This is a genomic window from Nonomuraea zeae (genome assembly GCF_005889725.1).
GTDB lineage: Bacteria > Actinomycetota > Actinomycetes > Streptosporangiales > Streptosporangiaceae > Nonomuraea > Nonomuraea zeae.
Genome location: NZ_VCKX01000199.1, coordinates 1 through 23,013, shown reverse-complemented (window position 1 = coordinate 23,013; position 23,013 = coordinate 1). Strand labels below are relative to the sequence as shown.

Below are 23,013 nucleotides of genomic sequence, written 5' to 3'. Positions count from 1 at the left end.
AGACGGCGGAGACGGCGGAGACGGGGGCCACCTCCGTGGCGGCGCCCGGCCGGGTGGTCAGGTAGCCCTCCTCGGCGAGCTGGTCGTACGCGGCGCTCACCGTCCCGCGCGACAGCCGCAGCTCGACGGCCAGCGACCGGGTCGAGGGCAGCCGGGTCCCGGGCGGGAGCCGGCCCTCCCTGATCGCCTGGCGCAGCGCGTTCTCCAGCGCCCGCCGCCGCCCGCCCGAGGCGGACAGCTCCAGATGCAGGTCCACGCCCGAACTGGCCCAATGTTTCTGCACAGAACCGGATCTTATGGTTGGTCCGGTGTCCCGGCGTACCGTAGGTCAGCAGCCAGAACTCGGAAGGACCACCCCCATGATCGTGATCGCGCATCTGAGTGATGTCCACATCGGTGCGACGCCCGAGAGCGCCGGTCGTGCCGGAGCCGTCATGCGCTACCTCGACGCGCTGCCCTACGACCTCGACGCGGTGCTCGTCACCGGCGACATCGCCGACCACGGGCTCGCCGAGGAGTACGCGGAGGCGGCCAAGATCCTCACCTCGCGCCATCCTCTCCTGATCGGCCCGGGAAACCATGACGTGCGGGAGGAGTTCCGCAAGGGCCTGCTCGGCGAGCGGGAGCGCTCGTCGGGTCCGATGAACGGGCCGATCAACCAGGTTCACCGTGGCGAGCGGGCGGTCTTCGCGATGTGCGACTCGTCCATCCCGGGCGAGAACCCGGGGCACCTGGACGACGAGACCCTCGCCTGGCTGGACGGCGTGCTCGCCGGTACGGACCTGCCGGTGTTCGTGGCCTTCCACCACCCGCCGGTGCTGCTGCACAGCGCCCCGCTGGACGGGATCAGGATGCACCGGCCCGAGCCGCTGGAAGCGCTGCTGGCCGCCCACCCCAACGTGCCCGCCGTGCTGGTCGGCCACGCCCACATGGGGGTCGCCACCACCTTCGCGGGCCGCCCGCTGCTGGTCGCGCCGGGCGTCGTGTCCGCGGCGCTGCTGCCGTGGGAGGGCGGGGTCTCGTTCGACACGTGCATCAACTACGACCTCCCGCCGTCGATCGCGTTCCACGTCCTCGACGACGAGGGCCGGATGACCACGTACCACCGGGTGATCATGCCCTGACGGCCGGGCCCCGGCCGCGCCCGACGGCGCGGCCGGGGCCGGTGCCTCACCGCTCGGTGAGCCGGACGAACGTCACCGAGTAGGCGGGGAAGTCGTAGGTGAAGGCCGAGGAGAAGCCGCTCACCCGCCGCTCCACCGGCGCCACCCGGTCCGGCTCGGCGATCGAGTTGGTGTCGGACGGCGCGCCGGTCAGCGAGGTCACCGTGCCCTCCGGCCGGACGCGGGCGCCGCCCAGGTCCACGCTGCCGCGTACGGAGGTGCCCTGCGCGTTGACGACCTTGAGCGTCACCGACTTCCCGTCCCTGGAGACCACCTGGTAGAGCGGCTCCACCGCGGCGCTGTCCACGAACTCGTTGACCCGCTCCCCGTCCAGCCAGGTCGTGATCCTGCGCCCGTCCACCTGGATCTTCAGCCGGTAGTCGCGTCCGGTCTCGACCGTGGTTGCGGAGGTGGCGATCGACGACTTGCCGCCGTTGACGGCCTTCTCGATGGCGGACTGGGTGTTGTTCCAGCCGCCGACGTTCCACCAGTAGAAGTTGCCGGTGTCACGGACCCCGAACATCACCAGGAAGCCCTCCGCACCCGCTGTCTTGCGGGCGGTCACCTCCATCGTGTAGTTCGACCACTCGGCCGAGCCCGCCGTGGACCTGGCGTCCTCGACCTGCGCTGTCTGCACGTAGGCCCCGTCCTGCACGGCCCAGGTGCCCGCGCCCGGCGTCCACGCGCCCGCGCCCGCCGCGAAGTCGTCCGACAGCAGGACGGTGCCGTCGGCCGAGGTGACCTTGACGTCGTCGTACCTGACCTGCGTGTTCCATGCGCCCAGGCCGATCGCGCCCGAGATGTCCGCCACCGGCGCGGTCTCGCCCTCGAACGTGCTCGGCAGCACCCGGTCGCCCACGTTGGTGGAGAACAGCCGCTGCACGTGATAGTTCGGCGTGCCGTACGCCTCGTCGTTGTCGAACCAGATGAGGTCGGGCGTCCAGTCCACGTAGTCCACGTTGGCCAGCAGCGGCGCGTACGACGCCAGCTCCACGACGTCGGCGTTGCGCTCGATGCCCGTCAGGTACGACGCCTCCGCCAGGGCGTTGGACAACGCGTTGCCCCTGGAGGCGTACTCGCCCACGAACACCTTCGGCCCGGTCCGGTCGTAGGAGTCGTAGCGGTGGTTGTTGGCCAGGAACCAGTCGGGGTTGTTGTAGTAGTGCTCGTCGACCAGGTCGGCCTTCTGATCACGGGCGAACTGCCACATCCGGTCGAACCAGGCGCCCTGCGAGGTCTGGCCCGAGTTCGAGATGATCTTGATCTTGGGATACCTCGCCCGGATCGCGTCGGCGAACTTGGGATAGTTCGTGAAGAACTCCGGGTAGATCTCCTCGTTCCCGAGCCCGATGTAGTCCAGCCCGAAGGGCTTCGGATGTCCCATCGCCGCCCGCTTGGCGCCCCACACCGACGTCACGGGCCCGTTGGCGAACTCGATCAGGTCGAGGGTGTCCTGCACCCACCGGGCCAGCTTGGCCTCGTCGGTCAGCGGCCGGTTCTCGCCGCAGCCGTTCACGCCCACCGACAGCACGGGCAGCGCCTCGGCCCCGACGTCCTCGGCGAACTGGAAGTACTCGTAGTAGCCGATGCCGTAGCTCTGGTTGTAGCCCCAGAAGTTGAAGTTCGCCGGCCGCTCCTCGACCGGGCCGATCGTCTCCTTCCACTGGTAGATGCGCCGCCGGTCCTGGTTGCCGGCGTAGGGGTCGTACGTGCCGACGTTCGTCACGCAGCCGCCGGGGAAGCGCAGGAACTGCGGCTCCAGGTCGGCGATCAGCTTCGCCAGGTCCGCGCGCATGCCGTTCCTGCGGCCCTTGTAGGTGTCGCGCGGGAACAGCGAGACCATGTCCAGGTCCGTCCGCCCGGCCGGGGCCTGCACCACCAGGCGGCCCGCGTCGGTGGTGCCCGACGCCGTGAACGACGCCGCGTACTTCGCCCAGCCGCCCGCCTTGACCTGCAACGTGGCCTTCCCGAGCACGCTCGTGCCGTCCTCGGCCGTGACCGTCAGCGGGCCCGGCTCCGTGCGCCTGGCCCACAGCGACAGGTCGTAGCGCCGGCCGGCCTTCAGCGGCAGGCCCCGGTTGAACCCGGCGTTGACGGCCCCCGCCGTGCCGTCGCCCGTGACGTCCACGCGCAGGTAGTTGCGGTTCTGGGGGTTCAGCGGCTCTTCGCCGGCCACCGCCAGGGTCGCGGTGGCGCCCCGCTCGGCCTTGCTCCACGCGGTCAGCCCCGTATAGGAGCGCTCGTCGGTGGCGTTGAACTCGAACGAGCGGTTCTGCACCAGCTCGGCGTACAGGCCGCCGTCGGCGGCGTGGTTGATGTCCTCGTAGAAGACGCCGTAAAGGTCGGGGCCGACCTTGGTGCCCTTGGCCCTGGTGTCCACGTTGAGCTTGCCCGAGGTGTAGCCCTCGATCCGGAACTTCGCCGCCTCGGTCCCCATGATCAGCCGGCCGTCGCCGATCGAGACGTTCAGGCCGCCCGACGACACCGTGACCTTGCCGCCGCCGGCGTCCTTGAGCAGGAAGACTGACCCGGTCGCGCCCAGCCGCACCTTGGGCGCGGCCTGGAGGTACCGGCCGGTGGCCACGTCCTTGAGCGTGACCCCGTCGCCGCTGGGCTCGGCCGTGAGGGCCAGGCTCGTCATCGGGGGCTTCGCCGTCGCGCGCACCGCCCCGGACGGGTCGGCGACCAGGTACGGCAGCGTCGCCGCGCGCAGCGTGAACGGCCCGGACGGGACCACGGCCCGCCCCTCGCTCGCCTTGAGCGCCAGGTAGTCGAAGTCCACGCCCATGGACGTGCCGTTCTGGGCCGAGAGCCCGAACAGCCCGACCTGCCGGACGTCCAGCTTCGCGGTCATCCTGGCGGCCTGCACCCAGGCGGAGCCGTCCCAGTAGGAGGAGACGAACTCGTCGCCGGTCCTGGCCAGCTTGACGATCTCGGCGGCCGAGCCGGGCCTGGCGGCGAAGCTCGACGTGAACGCCGCGCCCACCTCGGTGGCCGTCTCGATCACCGGCCCGCCCGCGAACCCCACGTGGGCCAGCCCGGCCCGCACGTAGTTGTCCCAGTCCTGCCAGGCCAGCAGGCCCGCGCTCTGGTAGTCCAGCGCCACCGGCGCGCCGAGCTTGGCGACCGCCTCGAAGTCGCCGGCCGGGACGTCCACGAGGAAGAGGTTCCTGGCGTTGTTGGTGCCCTGGTGGGTGTCGCCGGTCAGCGTGTCGAGATGCAGCGCGCTGCCTGACAGCGACCATCGCGAACTGTCAGGCGACAGGACCGTCCAATCCGGGCCGAGCGTGGTGCCGTCGAACTGGTCGACGACGGCTCCTTCCGGGATCGGGTCCGCCAGCGCGGCGGCCGGCTGCGCCTGTCCGGGTGCCACCAGCAAACCTGCCAGGAGCAGGGCCGATAAGCCGATTCGCGTCATGAGTGGGGGGCTCCTCAACGGTTGTTAGCGTTAACAATTCGAGTGAGCGTTAACAACAGCGATTCGCGACAAGTTAAGGACTGCCGCTTGCCCTAGTCAAGGGGCTCTTCGCGTAACCCGACCGTAATCCTGCGGCCCTTGACGAGACCCGTTGTTAACGTTCACAGTCATGGCCAAGCCAGGAAAGGAGCACGGCCGTGGGATCCAGCCTGGGACGCCGCCTGCCGGTCATGGCCGACGTGGCCAAGGAGGCCGGCGTGTCGCATCAGACGGTCTCACGCGTGCTCAACGATCACCCGAACGTGCGCAGCGAGACCCGCACCCGGGTGCTGGAAGCGATCGACAAGCTCGGCTACCGCCGTAATCTCGTCGCCCGCGCCCTGGTCACCAAGCACTCCAGGACTCTCGGAGTGGTCAGCTTCGACACCACGCTGTACGGCCCGGCCAGCACGGTCTACGGCATCGAGCAGGCGGCCAGGTCGGCCGGCTACTTCGTCAGCATCGTCAGTCTCAAATCCATCGACAAGGCCGGCGTCCGCGACGCCCTCGACTACCTGGCCGACCAGGGCGTGGACGGCATCGTCGTGGTCGCGCCCCAGCGCTCGGCCGCGCAGGCCCTGGCCGACCTGCGGCTCGACATCCCCACCGTGGCCGTCGAGGGCGGCGAGGCGGGGGCGGTCTCGGTGGTCTGCGTGGACCAGGTCGCGGGCGGCAGGCTCGCCACCGAGCATCTGCTGTCGCTGGGACACGAGACGGTCTGGCACGTCAGAGGTCCCTCCGACTGGCTGGAGGCGGAAGGACGCGTGGCCGGGTGGCGGGCCGCGCTGGAGCAGGCGGGCCGCGAGGCCCCGCAACCGCTCGCAGGGGACTGGAGCCCACGCTCGGGGTACGAGGCGGGGCGCAGTCTGGCGAGCATGACGAACGTCACGGCGGTCTTCGTCGCCAACGATCAGATGGCGCTGGGGGTGCTGCGGGCGTTCACCGAGCAGGGGGTGAGAGTGCCCGAGCGGGTGAGCGTGGTCGGCTTCGACGACATCCCCGAGTCGGAGTTCTTCTCGCCGCCGCTCACGACCATCAGGCAGGACTTCGGCGCGGTGGGCAGACACAGCATCGAGGTGCTCGTACGGCAGCTCGAAGGCGGTCATCAGGACCGGGAGCGGCTCGTGGTGCCGCCGACGTTCGTCGCCAGGGTCAGCACGGCCCCGACGGGCTGAGCGGCGCCCCGGCGGCCGAGCCGTACGTGGAAAGGCAGGAAGCGCTGGCGCCCGCCCTGGGATGTTAGCGTTCACATCAGAAGGGAACCCCCCACGTGTTAAAGAGGATCTCGGCGTTGGTGCTCGCCGGGCTCACCGCGATGTCGGTGGCAGCATGCGGCGGCGGCAGCGGTGGCAGCGGCGGCTCCGGTGGCACCGGCGGTGACGCGATCACCATGGGCTTCTCCCAGGTCGGCGCGGAGAGCGGCTGGCGGACCGCGAACACCAAGTCGGTGCAGGACTCGGCCAAGAACGCGGGCATCACGCTCAAGTTCTCCGACGCCCAGCAGAAGCAGGAGAACCAGATCAAGGCCATCCGCTCCTACATCCAGCAGAAGGTGGACATCATCGCCTTCTCGCCGGTGGTGGAGTCAGGCTGGGACACGGTGCTCAAGGAGGCCAAGGACGCGAAGATCCCGGTCATTCTGACCGACCGCGCCGTCGACTCCAAGGACACGACCCTCTACAAGACCTTCCTCGGCTCGGACTTCATCGAGGAGGGCAAGAAGGCCGGTCAGTGGCTGGTGGAGGAGTACAAGTCCAGCGCCGACCCGGTCAAGATCGTCGAGCTGCAGGGTACGACCGGCTCGGCGCCGGCCAACGACCGCAAGTCCGGGTTCGCCGACGTCATCAAGGCCGAGACGAAGTTCCAGATCGTCGCCTCGCAGACCGGTGACTTCACCAGGGCCAAGGGCAAGGAGGTCATGGAGGCCTTCCTGAAGTCCAACCCGGACATCGACGTGCTTTACGCGCACAATGACGACATGGGTCTGGGCGCGATCGAAGCCATCGAGGGTGCGGGCAAGGTGCCCGGCAAGGACATCAAGATCATCACCGTGGATGCCGTCAAGGACGGCATGCAGGCGCTCGCCGACGGCAAGATCAACTACATCGTCGAGTGCTCCCCGCTGCTCGGCCCGCAGCTCATGGACCTGGCCAAGAAGGTCGTCAAGGGCGAGCAGGTGCCCGCCCGGGTGGTGACCGAGGAGACCACGTTCACCCAGGAGCAGGCCAAGCAGGTCCTGTCCACCCGCCAGTACTGATCGAGCGATCGGGCCGGCCACACAGGCCGGCCCGACCCGCGAGGGAGTGCCGTCGGCATGAGGCCTCCTCCTAGGTGAAGCAGAGGTCATGAATACAGGAGGTCGGATGGCCGCACCCGCGCCGGTCCTGACGATGAGCGGGATCGGCAAACAGTTTCCGGGCGTGAAAGCCCTGGACGGCGTGGACCTGCGACTGCTGCCCGGCGAGGTGCACGCGCTCATGGGAGAGAACGGCGCGGGCAAGTCCACCCTGATCAAGGTGCTCACCGGCGTGTATCCCGCCGACACGGGCACCATCGAGCTGAACGGCGCCCCCATCGCGTTCGGCAGCCCCCAGGAGGCGCAGCAGGGCGGCATCAGCACGGTCTATCAGGAGGTCAACCTCTGCACGAACCTGTCGGTCGCCGAGAACATCTTCATCGGCCGCGAGCCGCGCCGGTTCGGCCGGATCGACTGGAAGCGGATGCGGGCCAGGGCGGCCCAGCTGCTGTCCCGGCTGGAGCTGAGCCTGGACGTCTCGGCGCCGCTGTCGTCGTACTCGCTCGCCATCCAGCAGATGGTGGCCATCGCGCGGGCGATCGACATCGAGGCGAGGGTGCTGATCCTCGACGAGCCCACGTCCAGCCTGGACGCGGACGAGGTCGAGCAGCTCTTCAGGGTGATGCGCCGGCTCAAGGAGGAGGGCATCGCCATCCTCTTCGTCTCCCACTTTCTCGACCAGATCTACGAAATTTCGGACCGTATGACGATTCTTCGCAACGGTCGGCTCGTCGGCGAATACCTCACCCGCGAGCTCAGCCAGGTCGAGCTGGTCGCCAAGATGATCGGCCAGGAGCTGGCCGCGCTCGAACGGCTGCACGGCGAGGCCAAGGTCGTCGACCGGCCCCTCGTCGAGGCCCGTGAGCTGGGCCGGGCGGGCGCCATCGAGCCGTTCACGCTCACCATCCACGAGGGCGAGGTCGTGGGCCTGGCCGGGCTGCTCGGCTCGGGCCGTACGGAGATCGCCAGGTTGTTGTTCGGCGCCGACCACGCGGGCACGGGAGAGATCGCGATCAGCGGGTCACCCGCGTCGTTACGCACGCCGCGCGCGGCCATGACGCACAAGATCGCGTTCTGCTCGGAGAACCGCAAGGCCGACGGGCTGATCCCGGACCTGACCGTGCGCGAGAACATCATCCTGGCGCTGCAGGCGACCAGGGGCTGGACCAGGCCGGTGCCGCGCGAGCAGCAGGACGAGCTGGTCGGCGGCTACATCAAGACCCTCAAGATCAGCCCACCCAACCCCGAGCACCTCGTACGCAACCTCAGCGGCGGCAACCAGCAGAAGGTGGTGCTGGCCAGGTGGCTGATCCTGGCGCCCAGGCTGCTCATCCTGGACGAGCCCACGCGGGGCATCGACGTCGGCGCGAAGGCCGAGATCCAGCGGCTGGTGGCCGAGCTGTCCGACGGCGGCATGGCGGTGCTGTTCATCTCCGCCGAGTTGGAGGAGGTGCTCCGGCTCAGCCACAAGGTGGCGGTGCTGCGCGACCGGCGGATGGTGGCGGAGCTGCCCAACGACGACGAGCTGACGACGGACGTGCTCATGGAGACGATCGCGAGCGGAGGCCGGTCCTCATGAGACGCCTGCTCTGGCCGGTGGTGGTCCTGGTGCTGCTGCTGGCGCTGAACGTGTTCTTCACGCCCAGCTTCTTCTCGATCCAGGTCAGGGACGGCCACCTGTACGGCAGCCTGATCGACATCCTGCGCTTCGGCGCGCCGCTGATCCTGGTCTCGCTGGGGATGACGCTGGTCATCGCGACCGGCGGCATCGACCTGTCGGTGGGCTCGGTGGTGGCGATCTCGGGCGCGCTGGCGTGCCTGCAGATCAGCCAGGACCAGAGCGTGTTCGCGGCGGTGGCGCTGGCCCTCGGGCTCTGCCTGGTGCTGGGGGCCTGGAACGGGTTCCTGGTCGCGGGCATCGGCATCCAGCCGATCATCGCCACGCTGATCCTCATGGTGGCCGGGCGCGGGCTGGCCCAGCTCATCACCGACGGGCAGATCATCACCGTCAACAGCCCGTCGTACAAGGTGATCGGCGGTGGCTACCTGCTGACGGTGCCGTTCGGCATCCTCATCGTGCTGGTGGTGCTGGCGATCACCGCGTTCCTGACCCGGCGGCTGGCGCTGGGCATGCTGATCGAGTCCGTCGGCGGCAACGCCGAGGCCAGCAGGCTGGCGGGCATCAGGTCGCGCGGGATCATCATCATGGTGTACGCGTTCGCCGCCCTGTGCGCGGGCGTGGCCGGGCTGATGATCAGCTCGAACGTCTCCAGCGCCGACGGCAACAACGCCGGGCTGTGGATCGAGCTGGACGCCATCCTGGCGGTCGTGATCGGTGGCACGTCGCTGGCCGGCGGGCGGTTCTCGCTCGGCGGCACGGTGCTCGGGGCGCTGATCATCCAGACGCTGACCACGACGATCTACTCGATCGGCGTGCCGCCGGAGACCACGCTGCTGTTCAAGGCCCTGGTCGTGACGGCCGTCTGCCTCATCCAGTCCCCGTCCTTCAGGGAGAAGGTGTTCCGCGGCCGCGGCCGAGCCGCCCCACCAGGCCCAGCGGCCGAGGAGAAGGTCCGGGTACGCGAAGGAGTAAGGCCATGAGCGCGAGGGAGTGCCGTCGGCTGGAGGAGCGGCGGGAGCGGAGCGACCAGAGCGGGGGAAGGCGGCGGCGTTGGGCGACCGAGCCCGCCTTCACGGAGTGGAGGCCATGGGTGCGGCAGTGCCGTCGGCTGGAGGAGTGGCGGGAGCGTAGCGACCAGAGCGGGGGAAGGCGGCGGCGTGAGGCGACCGAGCCGCCGAACGGAGTGAGGCCATGAGCGCGAGCACGATGACCACGACGCTTGGGCGGACGTCTGTGCCGGCCAAGTACTTGCCGGTCCTGGTGACCGGGTGCCTGTTCCTGGCCATGTTCGTGGTCGGCGGGATCCGCTACGAGGGGTTCGCCAGCGGCCAGGTGGTGCTCAACGTCTTCATCGACAACGCCTTCCTGCTGGTGGTGGCGGTCGGGATGACGTTCGTGATCCTGACCGGCGGCATCGACCTGTCGGTGGGCTCGGTGGTGGCGCTGTCCACGATGATCTCGGCCAGCCTGATGGCGGGGCCCGGGTGGCCGCCGTACCTGGTGGTCCCGCTGGTGCTCGTCATCGGGTCCGGGCTGGGGCTGGTGATGGGCTACATCGTGCACGCCTTCGACATCCAGCCGTTCATCGTGACGCTGGCCGGGATGTTCCTGGCCAGAGGGCTGTGCTACACGATCGGGACCGACTCGATCCCGATCGAGGACCCGACGTTCACGGCGTTCGCGCAGACCAGGATCGACCTGTTCGCCGACATGTGGATCTCACCGAGCGTGATCATCGCCGTGGTGGTCGTGGTCGTGGCGGCGTACGTGCTGCACTACACGCGCCTGGGCCGGTCGGTCTACGCCACCGGCGGGAGCGAGCAGTCGGCGCTGCTGATGGGCCTGCCGGTCGGGCGGACGAAGATCACGGTCTACACCATCAGCGGGTTCTGCTCGGCGCTCGGCGGGGTGCTGCTGTCGTTCTACATGCTCTCCGGCTACGGGCTGCACGCGGTGGGCATGGAGCTGGACGCGATCGCCGCGGTCGTGATCGGCGGCACGCTCCTGACCGGGGGCAGCGGCTTCCTGCTCGGCACCGTGCTCGGTGTGCTCGTGCTGGGGTTGATCCAGACGATCATCAGTTTCGAAGGGACGCTGTCGTCGTGGTGGACCAAGATCTTCATCGGATTGCTGCTCTTCGTCTTCATCCTGCTGCAGCGGCTGTTCTCGGCCCGGGCACGCCGCTGACCTGCGGGAAAGTTACCTGAAAGTTTCCGTGAGGTTATGCCCAACCGTTGACATAAGCTTTGTTAGCGATAACAATCGGCGGAAGCAAGCGCGAACTTTGTTCTGGTTCGTCACGTTCGGTGATTGGAACCATTGCTCTATCGGCAGCCGCCCCCTGAAGCGCTGCCGCGATCCCCCATCGCAAGGAGATGACATGAGGTTGGGACGAATCGGGGGCGTGGTGTCCGTCATCGCGCTCGCCGCGACCCTGACGGCCTGCGGTTCGAGCACGAAGACGGTCGACGCCCAGCCCACCGGCTCGGCCGCCGCCGCCGGCAACGCTGGCGCCCTGATCGGCGTCACCATGCCGACGAAGTCGTCGGAGCGCTGGATCCATGACGGCGACAACGTCAAGCAGCAGCTTGAGAAGCTGGGTTACAAGGTCGACCTCCAGTACGCGGAGAACGACATCCCCACCCAGGCCAACCAGATCGAGAACCAGATCACCAAGGGCGCCAAGCTCCTGATCATCGCCTCGATCGACGGCACCGCCATCACCTCCCAGCTCCAGCAGGCCGCTGACGCCAAGATCCCGGTCATCGCCTACGACCGGCTGATCCGCAACAGCCCGAACGTCGACTACTACGCCACGTTCGACAACTTCAAGGTCGGCGTGCAGCAGGCGACCTCGCTGCTGAAGGGCCTGGGCGTCGACGACGGCAAGAAGGGCCCGCTCAACGTCGAGCTGTTCGGCGGCTCGCCCGACGACAACAACGCGACCTTCTTCTGGGAGGGCGCCATGTCGGTGCTGAAGCCGAAGATCGATGACGGCACCCTGGTCGTCAAGAGCGGCCAGACCGACTTCAAGACCGCGGCGATCCTGCGCTGGGACCCCGCCACCGCGCAGAAGCGCATGGAGGACATCCTCACCAAGACCTATACCGGTGGTGCGAAGGTCGACGGCGTGCTGTCCCCGTACGACGGACTGTCCATCGGCATCCTGTCGGCGCTCAAGAGCTCCGGCTACGGCACCAGCGGCCAGCCGTACCCGACCGTGACCGGCCAGGACGCCGAGCTCGCCTCGGTCAAGTCGATCATCGCGGACGAGCAGTACTCCACCATCTTCAAGGACACCCGCAAGCTCGCCGAGCAGACCGTGAAGATGGCCGACGCCGTGCTCAAGGGCGGCGAGCCCGAGGTCAACAACACCAAGGACTACGACAACGGCAACAAGGTCGTCCCGTCCTACCTGCTCGACCCGGTGATCGTCGACAAGGACAACTACAAGGAAGTCATCGTCGGCGGCAACTACTACACCGAGGACCAGCTCAAGTAACGGCCTGCCCCGGGGACGCCACCACGTCCCCGGGGCTCTGCCTGTGAGCGAGGGGTATATGACCGAGCACATCTTGCGGATGAGCGGGATCACCAAGACGTTCCCCGGCGTGAAAGCGCTGCAGGACGTCACCCTGTCCGTCCGGCGGGGCGAGATCCACGCGATCTGCGGCGAGAACGGCGCCGGCAAGTCGACGCTGATGAAGGTGCTGTCCGGGGTCTACCCGCACGGCGACTACGAGGGCGAGATCACCTTCGAGGGCGCGCGCTGCGAGTTCGGGGGCATCCGTGACAGCGAGCACGCCGGCATCGTCATCATCCACCAGGAGCTGGCGCTCAGCCCGCAGCTGTCGATCGCCGAGAACATCTTCCTCGGCAACGAGCGCGCCAAGCGCGGCTTCATCGACTGGAACCGCACGAACTTCGAGGCCGCCGCGCTGATGAAGCGGGTCGGCCTGCGCGAGAACCCGACGACGCCCATCGCCGACATCGGCGTGGGCAAGCAGCAGCTCGTCGAGATCGCCAAGGCGCTGTCCAAAGAGGTGAAGCTGCTCATCCTGGACGAGCCCACCGCGGCCCTGAACGACGACGACTCGGCCCACCTGCTGGACCTGCTGCGCGGCCTGCGCGACGAGGGCATCACCTGCGTGATCATCTCGCACAAGCTGAACGAGGTCACCGCGATCGCCGACTCCGTCACGATCATCCGGGACGGCCGCACGATCGAGACGCTGGACATGGCCGCCGACCACGTGACCGAGGACCGCATCATCTCCGGCATGGTCGGCCGCGCGCTGGACAACCGCTTCCCGCCGCACGAGCCGACGATCGGCGAGGAGGCGCTGCGGATCGAGGACTGGACGGTCTACAGCCCCAGCCAGCCCGGCAGGAAGGTGGTCGACGGGGCCGCCATGACCCTGCGCCGCGGCGAGATCGTCGGTCTCGCCGGGCTGATGGGCGCCGGGCGCACGGAGCTCGCGATGAGCGTGTTCGGGCGCACGTACGGGGTGCACATCTCCGGCAAGGTCTTCAAGGACGGCAAGCCGATCGAGATCCGCAACGTGCAGGACGCGATCAGGCACGGCATCGCCTACGCCACCGAGGACCGCAAGAGGTACGGGCTCAACCTCATCGAGGACATCAAGCGCAACATCAGCGCGGCCGGGCTCAAGGGCCTGGCCAGCCGGGGCTGGGTGAACGAGAACGAGGAGTACAAGGTCGCGGAGCAGTTCCACCGGAGCATGAACATCAAGGCGCCCAGCGTCAACAGCGTCGTCGGCAAGCTGAGCGGCGGCAACCAGCAGAAGGTCGTGCTCTCCAAGTGGATCCTGACCGAGCCTGACGTGCTCATCCTGGACGAGCCCACCCGAGGCATCGACGTCGGCGCCAAGTACGAGATCTACACGATCATCAATCGCCTGGCCGACGAGGGCAAGGCGGTCCTGGTGATCTCTTCTGAGTTGCCTGAGCTGCTCGGCCTGTGCGACCGCATCTACACGCTCTCCGAAGGCCGCATCACCGGCGAGGTGCCCCGCGCGGACGCCACGCAGGAAAACCTCATGCATCTCATGACCAAGGGACAGGAGTAGCTCTGATGAGCAGCATCACGCCCGCCGACGTGGAGGTCGGCTCCAAGGGCGACGGGGGAGCGCCTCGGCAGCCTGGCCGGGTGTCGCTGGGCGGCCTGTCACTCAACCTGCGATCGAGCGGGATCTACATCGCCTTCGCGCTGATCGTCGTGCTGTTCTCGGTGCTCACCGACGGCGCGATGCTCCAGCCCCAGAACATCTCCAACATCATCGTCCAGAACTCCTACGTCCTGATCCTCGCGATCGGGATGATCCTGGTCATCATCGCCGGGCACATCGACCTGTCGGTCGGCTCGGTGGTGGCGGTCACGGGAGCGCTGGCCGCCGTGCTCATGGTGAACATGGGCCTGCCCTGGCCGCTGGCCCTGCTGATCACGCTGGTCGCGGGGGCGCTCATCGGCGCCTGGCAGGGGTACTGGATCGCGTACTTCGGGATCCCGGCGTTCATCGTGACGCTGGCCGGCATGCTGCTGTTCCGGGCGCTGACCCTGACCGTGCTGGGCAACCAGGGCATCGGCCCGTTCCCCGACCAGGTCCGTACGCTGGCCAACGGCTTCACCAACGGCTACCTGGGCAACATCGGCCTCGGCCCGCTCGGCGGCGCCGACCTGTTCAGCCTGCTGATCGGCATCGTCGCGATCGCCGGCATGGTGGCCGCCCAGTGGCGCACCCGCAACGCGCGCAAGGGCTACGGCCAGAGCGTGGAGCCCATCGCGCTGTTCGTGCTGAAGATGGCGGCCGGCGCCGCGCTGATCCTCTTCCTCGTCGTGCAGCTCGCCCGCTTCAAGAACCTCCCGTGGGTGCTGGTCCTGCTGGCGGTGCTCGTCCTGGCCTACTCGCTGATGGCCAACCGGACGGTGTTCGGCCGGCAGATCTACGCCATCGGCGGCAACCTCCAGGCGGCCGTCATGTCCGGCGTGAAGGTCAAGTCGGTGGTCTTCTGGATCTTCGTGAACATGGGCGTCCTGTCGGCCATCGCCGGCATCATCTTCGCCGGCCGGCTCAACCAGGCGGGTCCCACGGCGGGCAACAGCTTCGAGCTGGACGCCATCGCCGCGGCCTTCATCGGCGGCGCGGCCGTCCAGGGCGGTGTCGGTAAGATCGTCGGGGCCATCACCGGCGGTCTGATCATGGCGGTCATCAACAACGGCATGTCCCTGATCGGCTCGCCCAGCGAGCGGGTCATGCTCGTCAAGGGCGCCGTCCTGCTGGCCGCGGTGGCCTTCGACGTGTGGACCAAGCGCCGGGCGGGCGCAGCGCGCTGATTGTCATCGCCTGAACCCGCCGTGTCCTGAGCCCGCCCAGAGCCCAGTGAAAGGAGAGACCGTGACGATCCCCAAGCGTCGCCTGCCGGTCATGGCCGACGTGGCCAAGGAAGCAGGCGTGTCGCACCAGACGGTCTCCCGGGTGCTCAACGACCATCCGAACGTGCGGGCCGACACCCGTGCGCGGGTGGAGGCGGCGATCACCCGGCTGGGCTACCGGCGCAACCTGGTCGCCCGGGCCCTGGTCACCAAGCGGTCGCGGACGCTCGGCGTGGTGAGCTTCGACACCACGCTGTACGGCCCCGCCAGCACGATCTACGGCATCGAGCAGGCGGCCAGGGACGCGGGCTACTTCGTCAGCATCGTGAGCCTGAAGTCCCTCGACGCGGCCAGCGTGCGCGACGCCATCGACTACCTCGCCGAGCAGGGCGTGGACGGGGTCGTGGTGGTCGCGCCGCAGCGCTCGGCCGGCCGGGCGCTGGAGAGCCTGCCGGTCGGCATGCCCGCGGTGGCGGTCGAGGGCACGCACCGGGCCGACGTGTCGGTGGTGTGCATCGACCAGATCGAGGGCGCCAGGCTCGCCACCCGCCATCTCCTGGAGCAGGGGCACGAGACCGTCTGGCACGTCAGCGGCCCGGCCGACTGGCTGGAGACCGAGGGCAGGCTGGAGGGCTGGCGCTCCGCGCTGGAGGAGGCGGGCCGGCCGGTGCCCGAGCCGCTGGCCGGTGACTGGAGCCCGCGCGCGGGCTACGAAGCGGGCATGAGCCTGGCCTCGATGGACGGCGTCACGGCCGTCTTCGCGGCCAACGACCAGATGGCGCTCGGCGTGCTGCGCGCCCTGTCGGAGAAGGGCGTGCGGGTTCCCGACCAGATCAGCGTGGTGGGCTTCGACGACATCCCGGAGTCGGAGTTCTTCTCGCCGCCGCTGACCACGGTCAGGCAGGACTTCGACGTGGTGGGCCGGCACTGCATCGAGGTGCTGCTGCGGCAGATCGACGTGGGGCCCACCGCGTACGAGCGTCTGGTCGTCAGGCCGAGCTTCGTCGTCAGGTCCAGTACGGCGGCCACCAGGTAGATGATTGGCATGCCCCCGAAAAACCCCCTGGAGTTCAATGTGAACGCTAACAACTACGTGGTCGGAGTGGACTTCGGCACGCTCTCAGGGCGTGCCGTCGTCGTACGCGTGAGCGACGGCGCCGAGCTGGGCAGCGCCGTCCACGAGTACGCCCACCGTGTCATCGAGCAGAGCCTGCCCGGCTCCGGCAGGAAGCTGGGCCCCGACTGGGCCCTGCAGTCCCCGCAGGACTGGATCGACGTGCTCAGGATCGCCGTGCCCGCGGCGATCGCCGCCGCCGGCGTCGCGCCCGAGCAGGTGATCGGCATCGGCACCGACTTCACCGCCTGCACCGTGCTGCCGGCCACCGCCGACGGCACCCCGCTGAGCGACGAGACGCCCGACGAGCCGCACGCCTGGCCGAAGCTGTGGAAGCACCACGCCGCGCAGCCGCACGCCGACCGGATCAACGAGCTGGCCGCACGCCGCGGCGAGAGCTGGCTGCCGCGCTACGGCGGCAAGATCTCCTCCGAGTGGGAGTTCGCCAAGGCGCTGCAGGTCCTCGAAGAGGCCCCGGACGTGTACGCCAGGGCCGAGCGCTGGATCGAGGCTGCCGACTGGATCATCTGGCAGCTCACCGGCGTCGAGAGCCGCAACATCTGCACCGCCGGCTACAAGGGCGTCTTCCAGGACGGGGGCTACCCGTCGGAGGAGTTCCTCGCCGAGCTCAACCCGGGCTTCGCCGGGTTCGCCGCCAAGCTCGCCACCGGCGAGGTGGGCGACAAGGTGGACGGCACGACGCTGGCCCCGCTCGGCGGCCTGGCCGGCCGCCTGACCGCGCGGGCCGCCGGGTGGACCGGCCTGCCCGAGGGCGTGGCGGTGGCCGTCGGGAACGTGGACGCGCACGTCACCGCCGCCGCCGCGGACGCCGTCCGCCCCGGCCAGATGGTGGCCATCATGGGCACCTCGACCTGCCACATCATGCCCAGCGACCGGCTCGCCGAGGTGCCCGGCATGTGCGGGGTCGTACGCGACGGGATCGTCCCCGGCCTGTGGGGCTACGAGGCGGGCCAGTCGGCGGTGGGCGACATCTTCGCCTGGTTCGTGGACAACTTCGGCACCGACGGGCACGAGCGGCTCACCGAGCTGGCCGAGCGGCAGGCCGTCGGCGAGCACGGGCTGGTGGCGCTGGACTGGTTCGGCGGGAACCGCTCGGTGCTGGTCGACCACAACCTGTCCGGCGTGATCATCGGCCAGACCCTGGCCACCAAGCCCGAGGACGTCTACCGGGCGCTCATCGAGTCCACCGCGTACGGCGCCCGGATGATCGTGGAGACGTTCGAGAAGTCGGGCGTGCCGGTCGAGGAGTTCGTGGTCGCGGGCGGCCTGCTGAAGAACCGCTTCCTCATGCAGGTCTACGCCGACGTGCTGCGCCGCCCGCTGTCGGTCATCGGCTCCGACCAGGGCCCCGCGCTCGGCTCGGCGATCCACGCGGCCGTCGCCGCCGGCGCCTACCCCGGCATCGAGGAGGCCGCGGCGGCGATGGGCAAGCGCACGGAGGCCGCGTACGTGCCGGACGAGGCCAGGGCCGACGCCTACGACCGCCTCTACGCCGAGTACCGCCGCCTGCACGACTTCTTCGGCGACGGCCAGATGCTCCACACGCTCCGCGCGATCAGGAACGAGGCTCAAGCGTGAGCGCCGGGAGCGAAGCGACCAGAGCGGGCGAAGGCGGCGGCGTGAGGCGACCGATCCCGCCGAACGGAGTGAGGCAATGAGTACGAGAAAGATCGTCGCTGACCTGCACGCTGAGCTGGTCCGCTACAACCTGGTGGTCTGGACGGCGGGGAACGTCTCGGGGCGGGTCCCGGGCGAGGACCTGTTCGTCATCAAGCCGTCCGGCGTCTCCTACGACGAGCTGACGCCGGAGAACATGGTCGTCTGCGACCTGGACGGCAACCTCGTGGAGGGCGAGCACGCGCCGTCCAGCGACACGGCCGCGCACGCGTACGTCTACCGCAACATGCCCGAGGTGGGCGGCGTGGTGCACACCCACTCCACCTACGCCTCCGCCTGGGCGGCCCGCGGCGAGGCCATCCCCTGCGTGCTGACGGCGATGGCCGACGAGTTCGGCGGCGAGATCCCGGTCGGCCCGTTCGCGCTCATCGGCGACGACTCGATCGGCCAGGGCATCGTGGAGACGCTCAAGGGCCACCGCTCCAAGGCCGTGCTCATGCAGAACCACGGCGTGTTCAGCATCGGCAAGGACGCCAAGTCCGCGGTGAAGGCCGCCGTGATGTGCGAGGACGTCGCGCGTACCGTGCACGTGGCCAGGCAGCTCGGCGAGCCGCTGTCCATCCCGCAGGACGACATCGACCGCCTGTACGACCGCTATCAGAACGTCTACGGACAGAGGAGCCCGCGTTGAACATCTGGTTTCTGACCGGCAGTCAGGGACTGTACGGCGAGGACACGCTGCGCCAGGTCGCCGAGCAGTCTCAGAGCATCGCCGAGCAGCTTCCCATGCCGGTGGAGTGGAAGCCCGTGCTCACCGACGCCGCGGCGATCCGCCGGGTGATGCTGGAGGCCAACGCCGACGACTCGTGCGCGGGCGTGATCGCGTGGATGCACACCTTCTCCCCGGCCAAGATGTGGATCGCGGGGCTCGACGCGCTGCGCAAGCCGCTGCTGCACCTGCACACCCAGGCCAACGTGGAGCTGCCCTGGAGCTCCATCGACATGGACTTCATGAACCTCAACCAGGCCGCGCACGGCGACCGCGAGTTCGGGCACATCCAGACCCGGCTCGGCGTGCCGCGCAAGACCGTGGCCGGGCACGTCTCCGACCCGTCCGTGGGTGAGCGCATCCTGACCTGGGTGCGCGCCGCCACGGGCCTGGCCGAGGTGCGCACGCTCAAGCTGGCCCGCTTCGGCGACAACATGCGCGACGTGGCCGTCACCGAGGGCGACAAGGTCGAGGCGCAGCTCCGCTTCGGCGTCTCCGTCAACACCTACGGCGTCAACGACCTGGTCGAGGTGGTGGACGCCGCCTCCGACGCCGACGTGACGGCCCTGGTCAAGGAGTACGCCGAGCAGTACACCGTGGCCCCCGAGCTGCTCGGCGAGCGCAACGAGTCGCTGCGTTACGCGGCCAGGATCGAGCTCGGCCTGCGTGGCTTCCTGGAGGCGGGCGGCTTCAAGGCGTTCACCACGAACTTCGAGGACCTCGGCGGCCTGCGCCAGCTCCCCGGCCTGGCCGTGCAGCGGCTCATGGCCGACGGCTACGGCTTCGGCGGCGAGGGCGACTGGAAGACCTCGGTGCTGCTGCGCACCCTGAAGAGCATGGCGCCCGGCGGCACCTCGTTCATGGAGGACTACACCTACAACATGACGCCGGGCGAGGAGCTCATCCTCGGCGCGCACATGCTGGAGGTCTGCCCCTCGATCGCCGCGGGCACGCCGTCGTGCGAGATCCACCCGCTGGGCATCGGCGGCAGGGAGGACCCTGTCAGGCTCGTGTTCGACGCCGAGCCCGGCCCCGGCATCGTGGTGGGCCTGGCCGACATGGGCGACAGGTTCCGGCTGGTGGCCAACGAGATCGACGTCGTGACGCCGCCGCAGCCGCTGCCCAGCCTGCCCGTGGCCCGCGCGGTCTGGCGCCCGCGCCCCAACCTGCGCACGTCCACGGAGTCGTGGCTCACCGCCGGCGCGCCGCACCACACCGTGCTGTCCCAGGCCGTCGGCCGCGAGGAGCTGACCGACCTGGCCGACATGCTCGGCGTGGAGCTGGTGATCATCGACGCCGACACCACGACCGAGCGCTTCGCCAAGGAGCTGCGCTGGAACCAGGCGTACTACCGCCTGGCCCAGGGCTTCTAACCGGGCAGGTCCTCGGGAGGCTTCTTGGGGGCGTTCCTGCGCTGCTGCTCGGCGCGTTCGCGGCAGCGGCGCAGGAACTCCTCGTCGTCATCGGGATTGGTGGCGGCGAAGCGCCCCGGGCGGTCGTACTCGGGGAACGCGCTCGGCCGGGTGGCCGTGGCGGCCGCGCTGTGCTGCGGCCGGCCCGCGATGAGCCAGATGATCGACCCGACCAGCGGGAACAGCAGCACGATGAGCACCCAAGCGATCTTCGGCAGATTGCGGCAGAGCACGTCGGACGTGGTGATCACGTCGAAGAGGCAATAGAGCCAGAGCACGAGCGTGACCAGCCCCAGAGCCTCGGACAGGTAGAGCACGGCACACCTCCGTCAGCGGCACCTGAAACTAGCGGTACCCGGGCGGGCTGACAAGACGGTGCTATGGAAGGGTAGAGGCCGTGACGCTGACCAATTGGGCGGGAAACACCGCATTTCGGGCGCAAGACGTCCATCACCCGACGTCGCTCGACGAGCTCCGGCAGCTCGTCGCGGCCAGCGCTCAGGTGCGGGCGCTCGGCAGCGGCCACTCCTTCAACGACGTCGCCGACGCCACCGGTGACCTGGTGGTCCTGGACCGGATGCCGGACGCGGTGGAGATCGACAGCGCCGCCCGCACGGCGCGGGTGCCCGCGCGCATGACGTACGCGCGGCTCGCGCCGGTGCTGAACGAGGCCGGGTTCGCGCTGGCGAACCTGGCCTCGCTGCCGCACATCTCCGTGGCCGGCTCGGTCGCGACGGGCACGCACGGCTCCGGCGACGCCGTCCCCAGCCTGTCGGCCGCCGTGTCGGCGCTCGACCTCGTCACCGCCGACGGCTCCCTGCTGACGCTCTCGCGCGGTGACGCCGACTTCCCCGGCGCCGTGGTCGCGCTCGGCGCGCTCGGCGTCGTCACCACGCTGACGCTCGACCTGGTGCCCGCCTTCCAGATCCACCAGTACGTCCGCGAGGGCCTGACCGTCGACGCGCTCGCCCACTTCGACGACATCATGTCGGCCGGCTACAGCGTCAGCCTCTTCACCGACTGGCGCGACACCCGCGTCTGGCTCAAGCGCACCGAGGAGCTGACCAGCGCCGACTGGTACGGCACCACCCCCGCCGACGGCCCCCGCCACCCGCTGCCCGCCATGTCGGCGGAGAGCTGCACGATCCAGCTCGGCGTGCCGGGACCGTGGCACGAGCGCCTGCCGCACTTCCGCCCCGACGCCGAGCCGAGCAGCGCGGGCAACGAGCTGCAGTCGGAGCTGCTGCTGCCGAGGGAGCACGCGGTCAAGGCCCTGCGCGAGCTCTACGCGATCGGCGACGCCATCCGGCCGGTCCTGCAGATCTCCGAGGTGCGCTCGGTCGCCGCCGACGACCTGTGGCTCAGCCCGTTCCACGGCCGTGACAGCGTGGGCATCCACTTCACCTGGGTCAAGGATCCCGCCGCCGTGCTCCCGGTGCTGGAGCTGGTGGAGCGGACGCTGGCGCCGTTCGAGCCGCTGCCGCACTGGGGCAAGCTGTTCACCCGCCGGCCGCCCTGCCCCGACCGGTTCCGGTCGCTGGTGGGCCGGCTCGACCCGGCGGGCAAGTTCGCCAACGACTTCACCCGGGCGCTGCTGGGGGAGTAGCGCCCGGCTCGATACCGCCGCGGGAGTAGCGGGCGGCGCCCGGCTTGCGCCCCCGGATGTAGCGGGTGACCGGTCCGGGGGACGATGTGCGGGCCTGGCCCGTACGCGATCGTTGGGGGCATGACCGATCATTCGTTCAGGTTCGGCGCGGTCGCCGGACAGGCCCCCGACGGCGCGGCGTGGGCCGGGCTGGCCCGCCGGGCGGAGAGCCTCGGCTACTCGACGCTGCTGGTGCCCGACACGCTCGGCACGTTCTCGCCCTTCACCGCCGCGGCGGCGGCCGCCGCGGTGACCACGACCCTGCGCGTCGGCACGTTCGTCGTGAGCGTCCCCTACCGGACTCCGGAGGCCGTCGCCTGGGAGACCGCCACCCTGCACACGCTCACCGGCGGCCGGTTCGAGCTCGGCCTGGGCGCCGGGCGGCCGGACGCGGAGCGGGACGCGGCCGCGCTCGGCGTCAGGTTCGGGACGCCGAGCCAGCGCATCGAGCGGCTGTCCAGGACCATCGACGCGGTCAAGGACGTGCGCGTCCTGGTCGCCGCCGCCGGGACCAGGCTGCTCAGGCTGGCCGCGCGCAAGGCCGACACGGTCACGCTCGGCGTCCCGCCGACCTACACCGAGGACCAGGTGGCGGCCAAGCTGGATGAGCTGTACGAGCTGGCCGGGGACCGCTTCGGCGAGCTGGAGATCGGCCTGAACCTGGTGGCCGCGGCCGCCGAGCCGCCCAGCTGGCTGCGGAACAGGTTCGGCCCCATCGACGCCACCAGCACCGGGCTGCTGACGGGCACGCCTGCGGAGATGGCCGACACGCTGCTTCGCCGCAGGGACAAGCTCGGCATCTCGTACGTGTCGCTGAACGCCCAGTTCATGGACGACTTCGCGCCCGTGGTCGAACGGCTCACCGGTACCTGACAGAGCCTGACAGGTATGACCGGCACGATGGTGCCCATGACCGCAAAGGGAACTTTCGACACCGCCGGCTGGGACCCCCAGCCGCCCTTCGACGACCGCGACGGCGTCACGCTCGGCGTCGTGACCTTGTCCAAGACCTTCCACGGGGATCTGACCGGGACGAGCGTCGTGACCATGATGGTGGCCTCGACGCCGGTCGAGAGCTCTCGGTCGTACGTGGCGCTGGAGCGCATCGAGGGCACGGTGCACGGGCGGCGGGGGAGTTTCGTCGTGCAGCACAGCGCGGTGAGCGACGAGGGGGAGCAGTCGCTGCGCGTCTCGGTCGTGCCGGACTCGGCGACGGGGGAGCTGCGCGGCCTCAGGGGCGAGATGGACATCCTCGTCGCCCCGGACGGCAGCCACGCCTACACCTTCGACTACCGCCTCTGACCGCCCGCCAGACCCCGCGCGTGACCTCGTGTGTGATCTCGTGGGCCCCAACGGTGTCGCCGATCCTGATCCCGGCGTGACAATCGTCCCATGACGACGAGTCACTGGGCCTGGGGCCCCGAGCCGGACGCGTCCGGCTTACGGGAGATCGCCCGGCTGTTCACCGAGGCCACGGGGCTGGGCCTGTCTCTTCTACACATCT

Annotated in this window: 19 protein-coding genes; 16 read left to right on the top strand and 3 right to left on the bottom strand. The window is 69.5% G+C overall.

The window, feature by feature from the left end:
• A partial coding sequence (locus ETD85_RS42675) for a GntR family transcriptional regulator (RefSeq protein WP_138695538.1) occupies positions 1-283 on the bottom strand: 283 nt, incomplete at its 3' end.
• A gap of 76 nt (positions 284-359) precedes the next feature.
• Between ETD85_RS42675 and ETD85_RS42670 the strand changes: the two genes are divergently transcribed.
• Entirely contained in the window at positions 360-1,124 is a 765-nt protein-coding gene (locus ETD85_RS42670; RefSeq protein WP_138695537.1) for a metallophosphoesterase, read from the top strand.
• A gap of 46 nt (positions 1,125-1,170) precedes the next feature.
• On the opposite strand, the gene ETD85_RS42665 is transcribed toward ETD85_RS42670, so the two are convergent.
• Positions 1,171-4,581, bottom strand: coding sequence for an alpha-L-arabinofuranosidase C-terminal domain-containing protein (locus tag ETD85_RS42665; RefSeq protein WP_170247142.1), 3,411 nt, complete (start codon positions 4,579-4,581; stop codon positions 1,171-1,173).
• A gap of 230 nt (positions 4,582-4,811) precedes the next feature.
• Here ETD85_RS42665 and ETD85_RS42660 point away from each other — a divergent pair, with 230 nt between their 5' ends.
• From ETD85_RS42660 to araA, 12 genes are all read left to right on the top strand, one after another.
• Positions 4,812-5,795 carry a LacI family DNA-binding transcriptional regulator gene (locus ETD85_RS42660; RefSeq protein WP_138695544.1) on the top strand — a complete coding sequence of 328 codons (984 nt, stop codon included), beginning with the start codon at positions 4,812-4,814 and terminating at the stop codon, positions 5,793-5,795.
• Positions 5,796-5,890: 95 nt separating this feature from the next.
• Positions 5,891-6,877, top strand: coding sequence for an ABC transporter substrate-binding protein (locus tag ETD85_RS42655; protein ID WP_206059219.1), 987 nt, complete (start codon positions 5,891-5,893; stop codon positions 6,875-6,877).
• 106 nt (positions 6,878-6,983) lie between these two features.
• Positions 6,984-8,495 carry a sugar ABC transporter ATP-binding protein gene (locus tag ETD85_RS42650; protein ID WP_138695536.1) on the top strand — a complete coding sequence of 504 codons (1,512 nt, stop codon included), beginning with the start codon at positions 6,984-6,986 and terminating at the stop codon, positions 8,493-8,495.
• Positions 8,492-9,517, top strand: a complete 1,026-nt coding sequence (locus ETD85_RS42645; RefSeq protein ID WP_138695535.1) for an ABC transporter permease — start codon at positions 8,492-8,494, stop codon at positions 9,515-9,517. The genes ETD85_RS42650 and ETD85_RS42645 overlap by 4 nt, the downstream gene beginning before the upstream one ends.
• Positions 9,518-9,728: 211 nt before the next feature.
• Positions 9,729-10,724: a galactofuranose ABC transporter, permease protein YjfF gene (gene yjfF / locus ETD85_RS42640; RefSeq protein WP_240779792.1), complete on the top strand. Its 996-nt coding sequence runs from the start codon at positions 9,729-9,731 to the stop codon at positions 10,722-10,724.
• Positions 10,725-10,917: 193 nt separating this feature from the next.
• Entirely contained in the window at positions 10,918-12,039 is a 1,122-nt protein-coding gene (chvE, locus tag ETD85_RS42635) for a multiple monosaccharide ABC transporter substrate-binding protein (protein ID WP_138695534.1), read from the top strand.
• 58 nt (positions 12,040-12,097) lie between these two features.
• Positions 12,098-13,627: a multiple monosaccharide ABC transporter ATP-binding protein gene (gene mmsA / locus ETD85_RS42630; RefSeq protein WP_138695533.1), complete on the top strand. Its 1,530-nt coding sequence runs from the start codon at positions 12,098-12,100 to the stop codon at positions 13,625-13,627.
• Between the two features lie 5 nt (positions 13,628-13,632).
• A complete protein-coding gene (gene mmsB / locus ETD85_RS42625; protein WP_206059218.1) occupies positions 13,633-14,892 on the top strand; it encodes a multiple monosaccharide ABC transporter permease in 1,260 nt (419 codons plus the stop codon).
• 61 nt (positions 14,893-14,953) lie between these two features.
• The gene (locus ETD85_RS42620) at positions 14,954-15,967 is read left to right on the top strand and encodes a LacI family DNA-binding transcriptional regulator (protein ID WP_240779791.1); all 1,014 of its coding nucleotides are present in this window, start codon (positions 14,954-14,956) and stop codon (positions 15,965-15,967) included.
• A gap of 9 nt (positions 15,968-15,976) precedes the next feature.
• Positions 15,977-17,644: a ribulokinase gene (araB, locus tag ETD85_RS42615; protein ID WP_206059217.1), complete on the top strand. Its 1,668-nt coding sequence runs from the start codon at positions 15,977-15,979 to the stop codon at positions 17,642-17,644.
• 76 nt (positions 17,645-17,720) lie between these two features.
• Positions 17,721-18,374, top strand: a complete 654-nt coding sequence (locus tag ETD85_RS42610; RefSeq protein ID WP_138695531.1) for an L-ribulose-5-phosphate 4-epimerase — start codon at positions 17,721-17,723, stop codon at positions 18,372-18,374.
• Positions 18,371-19,825, top strand: a complete 1,455-nt coding sequence (gene araA / locus ETD85_RS42605; RefSeq protein WP_138695530.1) for an L-arabinose isomerase — start codon at positions 18,371-18,373, stop codon at positions 19,823-19,825. Before ETD85_RS42610 ends, araA begins: the two co-directional genes overlap by 4 nt.
• Here the strand turns inward: araA and ETD85_RS42600 are convergent.
• Positions 19,822-20,181 (bottom strand): PLD nuclease N-terminal domain-containing protein, encoded by a 360-nt coding sequence (locus ETD85_RS42600; RefSeq protein WP_138695529.1) that lies wholly within the window; start codon positions 20,179-20,181, stop codon positions 19,822-19,824. The two genes, araA and ETD85_RS42600, sit on opposite strands and share 4 nt — an antisense overlap.
• A gap of 80 nt (positions 20,182-20,261) precedes the next feature.
• Here ETD85_RS42600 and ETD85_RS42595 point away from each other — a divergent pair, with 80 nt between their 5' ends.
• From ETD85_RS42595 to ETD85_RS42585, 3 genes are all read left to right on the top strand, one after another.
• On the top strand, positions 20,262-21,470 hold the full coding sequence (locus ETD85_RS42595; protein ID WP_138695528.1) for an FAD-binding protein: 1,209 nt from the start codon (positions 20,262-20,264) through the stop codon (positions 21,468-21,470).
• Between the two features lie 120 nt (positions 21,471-21,590).
• A complete protein-coding gene (locus tag ETD85_RS42590; RefSeq protein ID WP_138695527.1) occupies positions 21,591-22,382 on the top strand; it encodes an LLM class flavin-dependent oxidoreductase in 792 nt (263 codons plus the stop codon).
• A 36-nt stretch (positions 22,383-22,418) separates the two neighbouring features.
• Complete coding sequence (locus tag ETD85_RS42585; RefSeq protein WP_240779789.1) at positions 22,419-22,811, top strand: DUF3224 domain-containing protein; 393 nt, start codon at positions 22,419-22,421, stop codon at positions 22,809-22,811.
• Positions 22,812-23,013: the final 202 nt, after the last annotated feature.